Annotated in this window: 7 protein-coding genes; 2 read left to right on the forward strand and 5 right to left on the reverse strand. The window is 60.8% G+C overall.

The window, feature by feature from the left end:
* The 5 genes from ACRCSW_RS06740 to ACRCSW_RS06760 all read right to left on the reverse strand — a co-directional run.
* Positions 1–220: carboxymuconolactone decarboxylase family protein (locus ACRCSW_RS06740; protein ID WP_438703665.1), on the reverse strand; the 220-nt coding region annotated here is incomplete at its 3' end.
* Positions 221–361: 141 nt separating this feature from the next.
* Positions 362–718: an iron chaperone gene (locus ACRCSW_RS06745; protein ID WP_438703667.1), complete on the reverse strand. Its 357-nt coding sequence runs from the start codon at positions 716–718 to the stop codon at positions 362–364.
* Between the two features lie 113 nt (positions 719–831).
* Entirely contained in the window at positions 832–1632 is an 801-nt protein-coding gene (locus tag ACRCSW_RS06750) for an SRPBCC family protein (RefSeq protein ID WP_438703669.1), read from the reverse strand.
* Positions 1629–2222, reverse strand: coding sequence for an ArsR/SmtB family transcription factor (locus ACRCSW_RS06755; RefSeq protein WP_438703671.1), 594 nt, complete (start codon positions 2220–2222; stop codon positions 1629–1631). Before ACRCSW_RS06755 ends, ACRCSW_RS06750 begins: the two co-directional genes overlap by 4 nt.
* 263 nt (positions 2223–2485) lie before the next feature.
* Positions 2486–3007 carry a CGNR zinc finger domain-containing protein gene (locus ACRCSW_RS06760; protein WP_438703672.1) on the reverse strand — a complete coding sequence of 174 codons (522 nt, stop codon included), beginning with the start codon at positions 3005–3007 and terminating at the stop codon, positions 2486–2488.
* Between the two features lie 132 nt (positions 3008–3139).
* Here ACRCSW_RS06760 and ACRCSW_RS06765 point away from each other — a divergent pair, with 132 nt between their 5' ends.
* Both ACRCSW_RS06765 and ACRCSW_RS06770 read left to right on the forward strand, forming a co-directional pair.
* Positions 3140–4054: an SDR family oxidoreductase gene (locus tag ACRCSW_RS06765; RefSeq protein ID WP_438703674.1), complete on the forward strand. Its 915-nt coding sequence runs from the start codon at positions 3140–3142 to the stop codon at positions 4052–4054.
* A gap of 11 nt (positions 4055–4065) precedes the next feature.
* On the forward strand, positions 4066–4821 hold a 756-nt coding region (locus ACRCSW_RS06770; RefSeq protein ID WP_438703676.1), incomplete at its 3' end, for a DMT family transporter.

The raw sequence follows: 4821 nt of genomic DNA on the forward strand, positions 1-4821 counted from the left end.
TTATGCAATTGGCGCAGCCGTTGATCTGGGAAGCCCGCATCTTCACGAGTTCAGTAAGGATCGGATCGAAGTTGGTGGCGGCGGCGAACTCGGTCGCCGAGCGTTGCCAATTCTTCATCAGCGAAGGGGCAGCAGCGAAAGGGTTGAGTCTTGCAGTCATGGTTGGCTTCCTTCTGTTGGTCGCAAAACCATGACGAGCCAGCCTGCGCCAGTGTGACATCCGTCCTCATGTTATCGATGCGTCTCGTCGCTCGCCAAATTGATTGGTCTCTCGCGTGATTACGGGAGAGTTCCGCGCAGCCCAACGACTCCGAGTTCGCACCTGCGCGCAAGCCGAACTTGGCGTTGCCGAAGACAGCCGTCAAAGCCCCTTACTGCTGCGCGAACTAACCGCTAACTTCTCAACGAGTTCTGCAGGGATGGGCCTACTCTCCGAGAAGGTAACGCCGCTCTTGGTTGCCTTGAGTTTCAGGGCAGCGATCTCGTCGGCATGGGCAGCAATTGCACCTGGGTCAACATAGAGACCGCATTGCTTACTGAAGGCAGCATAGCCCGCGACGACCGTTCCTTCGATCTGAAATCCGGGCATATCGTACATGATCACCTCTTCAGCGTCCGAGAGTGCCCGCGCTAGCTGGGCACGCAGATGGCCCAACATGGCGCGGAACTGTTCCGGTGCAGCGGCTATGTAGGCCTCATGGCTCTCTTTTTTCGTCATTCTGACTATGTGCCTTTCGGCATGTTCAAAAGCAACAATGACGGGGCACGAAAGCGCTTCCCGGTGCCGTCCCACCCTTTGCGTTCAGTGGCCGCCGTTCCTCCTGCCCAAGCCTACACGAAGCGCGCGCCGAGCCAGGCCTGCCAGGCTGGCTCGACGTCTGCAGCGATAGCGGGTGCCTGTTTGCCGTAGAGGTAGAACCGCACCGAGACGTGGACCGGCCCGCCGACCGGAAAGCCGATCAAGTGGGCGATGCCCGGCGCTGGTCTCGCCAGCTTCAGGATCACGCTGAACCCGTGCGGCGAGTAATCCTGCACCTCCAGCAGTGTGCCTTTCAGGTCCGGCACATCACCGCCCGGCTTGATGGCTTGCCCCGCTGCATCACCTGCGATGCCAAACGGGTCCATCAGCCGACCGAACGCCTCAGCCACCGAACCATCATGCTTCGCCGCAAGCGGGATCAGTGCGCTTTTCTGGCCCGGAAAATGTTCGAGGTAGAGCCGCAGGATCTTGAAGAACGAGACCCAGCCTACGGCATGCCCCTCGAACTGCCCGTCCCAGTCGTCGCTCTCGGCAAACCAGCGATGGACGACCCGAACCGTGCAGGTGCCCCCCGCTTTTGCCTCGACCGTCCATTCGGTCGCGACCTTGCCCGGCCCCTCGTCCGTCTCGGCCAAAAAGCGGTGCGGGGGCTCCCATTCTGTGATTGCCGCCACCGAATCCATGCCGCCGTCCGGCGCGAAATGGCAGACGCTCTGCCCGCCCACCCGCCCGTCGACCTCTGCCGGTACGAACCAGGCCGAAATTCCCGGCCCCGTTGCAATCGCCTCCCAGACCGTCTCCGGCGCCCCTCGCACTTCGACTTCGGCTTGCACGGAGCGGTGCCCCGTCGGTTCCTTTCTGACAGGCATCATGCATCCTTTCCGGGTTTTGACGTGGGATGGGCGATAACGATCAGCCGATGCGCCCGCCCGCCGGGTGCGGCCGCATCGTGATAGCGGCTGACAAGGCTTGCCACCGCCTGAGTCAGATCGCGCGTGAACGCGGCACGGTCAGCGGGCGAGGCGAAGCGGATCTCGGTATCGATGGCAAGCGTGGCGAGGTCCTTGTCCGCCTGGCGCGCGCGCCGCCAGAGATCCCCGACCTCGCGCACGACGCGCGCGCCAAGCGCCACCAGATAGCTGGCGGCCAGGCGATCCTTGCTCCGTGCAGGGTCTGCGGCCACGGGACCGAAGACCTCTGGTGAGACGGCATAAGAAGCGGCGCTCGCCACCATCAGGCGCTCGGTCAGCCCGCCCCAGGTCCGCGTGTCGGCGACCTGGATCAGCCCGTGCTCTTCCAGCGTGCGGAGGTGGTAGTTGATCCCCTGCCGCTTCAGGCCAAGCCGTGTCGCGAGCGTCGCAGCCGATGCAGGCTCCTGCAATTCCGCGAGAAGCCGGTTCCGCGCCGGATCGAGCGCTGCAGCCGCAGCGCCCGGTCGATCAATGACTTCAACGTCGAACATGTTGCACCCGCCTTGACAAGTCTCACTGTCAATCACATTGACGAGCAATTTTGTCAAGGCACGAGGAGATGGCGCTGACACTGCGCGCGTCGATTGGGCCGACCGCAATGGACAAATACGGGTGCTCAGTAAAGGGTCAGCTTCGTCACAATTGCAGGCCGTGGTGGCAGAAATGCTGCAGGATCTGTCAACGGTGGCTTTGGAGAAGCCGCACTGCAGAGACGACGACCCCTCGGATGACCGGTCAGGGCCGCCTTTGCGATTTAGCGATCGAGATCGCTTGCTTTCCGAACTCTGAACGCGGCCATTTTTGCCCGGTTTTGACAAGATGCGGAACAGTAGCGCCGAGTTGCGTTCTTCGAAGTATCGACAAATACTCTGTCGCACCGGGAAGCGCTGCATACTCCTAGTCGATCAGAGACCTGTGCGCCGATGACCCGCGCCAAGGATTCGGCGCAGATCGCACGCCACATCGGCAGAACCGGTGCGTCGGGCGGATGGTGATGAAGGCGCCAAATGTCATCTTCCTTGTGCAAATATGGTGATGCAGGGCTTTCGCGCAGGAGTTCGTTGACGATGCGGGCTGCTCCGTCGAGGTCGTCGTCATCCATCCTGACAAAGACGGCGTGAAGGTCTTCGGCGAGTGCCCGGAACCCCGGAAAGTCACTTTCGGTCAGGTTGGCGACCGAAGGCGGATCAATTTCCAGCGCAGTCCTTATCGCCGCGCCAGTCTCAGGCAAGCTGGCCTTCTCCCCTCCCGCAAAGCCGTCGATCAGGCCATTCACCAACGCCACTGAGGTGAAGATACCCGCGTCTATGTAACTGTCTAATTTCACTTGAATAGTCACTCCTGATCAGCAACGTTACTATCTATAGTGTTTCAACAGTCACTTGTCGATACCGCACGGGAGGTTGTCATGGCAGGAAGCTTGGCTGGAAGAGTTGCCCTCGTGGCTGGAGCAACACGCGGCGCGGGTCGGGGCATCGCGGTCGAACTCGGTGCGGCCGGCGCGACCGTGTACGTGACCGGGCGCACGACCGGATCGCAACGCTCTGAATATGACCGACCAGAGACGATCGAAGAGACGGCGGAGCTCGTGACAGGGGCGGGCGGTGAAGGCATTGCCATTCAAGTCGACCATCTTGTGCCCGAAGCGGTCGCCGCCCTGGTCGATCGGATACGAAGCGACCATGGTCGCCTTGAAATGCTCGTCAATGATGTCTGGGGTGGCGAGAAGCTGTTCGAGTGGAACAAGCCTGTCTGGGAACACAATCTCGAGAACGGCTTGCGCCTTCTCGACCTTGGCGTGCGCACCCATCTCATAACAGCCCACCACGCGCTGCCGCTCTTGATCGGACGCCCCGGCGGTCTGCTGATCGAGGTGACCGACGGCACCGCCGAGTACAACGCTGCGAATTACCGCAACAATCCCTTCTACGATCTTGCCAAGACAGCGGTGAACCGCCTGGCCTGGGCGCACGCCAAAGACCTCGAGCAACACGGCGCCACGTCGATCTCGTTGACGCCCGGCTGGCTCAGATCAGAAATGATGCTGGACGCGTTCGGCGTCACCGAGAGCAACTGGCGAGACGCCACCGCGAACGTGCCCCACTTTGCTATTTCAGAGACACCAAGGTTCATCGGCCGGGCGGTAGTGGCGCTCGCATCCGATCTGGACCGGAGCCGTTGGAATGGGCACTCGCTGTCGAGCGGAGGCCTTGCCAATGTTTACGGGTTTACCGATTTGGACGGCTCGCAACCCGACGCCTGGCGTTACCTCGTCGAGGTTCAGGATTTGGGCAAGCCGGCCGATACGACCGGATATCGCTAGGCGTACCGAAGATGCCATCGCCCAAGTCTGGATATAAAACCAACTCCGGGCTCGGCATCTCGCTTATGGCGCTTGCCATGTTTGTAGTCCCGCTGGTGGATGGGGTTGCGAAATTACTGTCCGACGATTTTTCATCGTTCTTTATCGCCTGGGCGCGCTATGCGATGGCAAGTGCCATCGTTCTGCCAGTCGCGGCAACATTGCATGGCCGGCACTTCCTGCCCTCCGAAAAGCGGATTTCACATACTTTGCGGGCCGTCTTTCTCGTCGCCGCCACCACGCTCTACTTCCTGTCGATCACCACGGTTCCACTAACCACCGCCGTCAGTGCGTACTTCGTCGGGCCGATCATTGCCGCAATACTTGCGAGCTTTGTGCTCGGGGAAACCCTCACGCTGACGAAGTTCGCGAGCCTTGGACTGGGTTTTGCTGGATCGCTGGTAGTGTTACGTCCCGGTCCAGACATCGAGCCAGGCATATTGCTTGCGCTTGGCGCTGGCGCATTATTCGCGCTCTATCTGATCGCCACCCGATGGGCCGCGACAACAAGCGATCCGATGAAAACACTCGCCTTCCAATGCGTGATCGGCACAGCGCTTCTGACACCCATGGCATTGCTGACGTGGTTAACCCCGAGTTTGAACCTGCTGTTGATGCTCTGCTGCCTCGGATTCCTTTCGGCGATCAGCCATTTCTTGTCGATCGCAGCGTTTCGGCTGGCTGATGCGTCGACGCTTTCGCCATTGGTCTATTTGGAGCTGCTCGGT

The organism is Tabrizicola sp. (assembly GCF_051645465.1).
Lineage (GTDB): Bacteria > Pseudomonadota > Alphaproteobacteria > Rhodobacterales > Rhodobacteraceae > Tabrizicola.

What these genes read in the sequence shown, in the direction of transcription:
- ACRCSW_RS06745 (WP_438703667.1), bottom strand. Translation starts at nt 718, where the DNA reads ATGACGAAAAAAGAGAGCCATGAGGCCTACATAGCCGCTGCACCGGAA.
- ACRCSW_RS06765 (WP_438703674.1), top strand. Translation starts at nt 3,140, where the DNA reads ATGGCAGGAAGCTTGGCTGGAAGAGTTGCCCTCGTGGCTGGAGCAACA.
- ACRCSW_RS06750 (WP_438703669.1), bottom strand. Translation starts at nt 1,632, where the DNA reads ATGATGCCTGTCAGAAAGGAACCGACGGGGCACCGCTCCGTGCAAGCC.
- ACRCSW_RS06755 (WP_438703671.1), bottom strand. Translation starts at nt 2,222, where the DNA reads ATGTTCGACGTTGAAGTCATTGATCGACCGGGCGCTGCGGCTGCAGCG.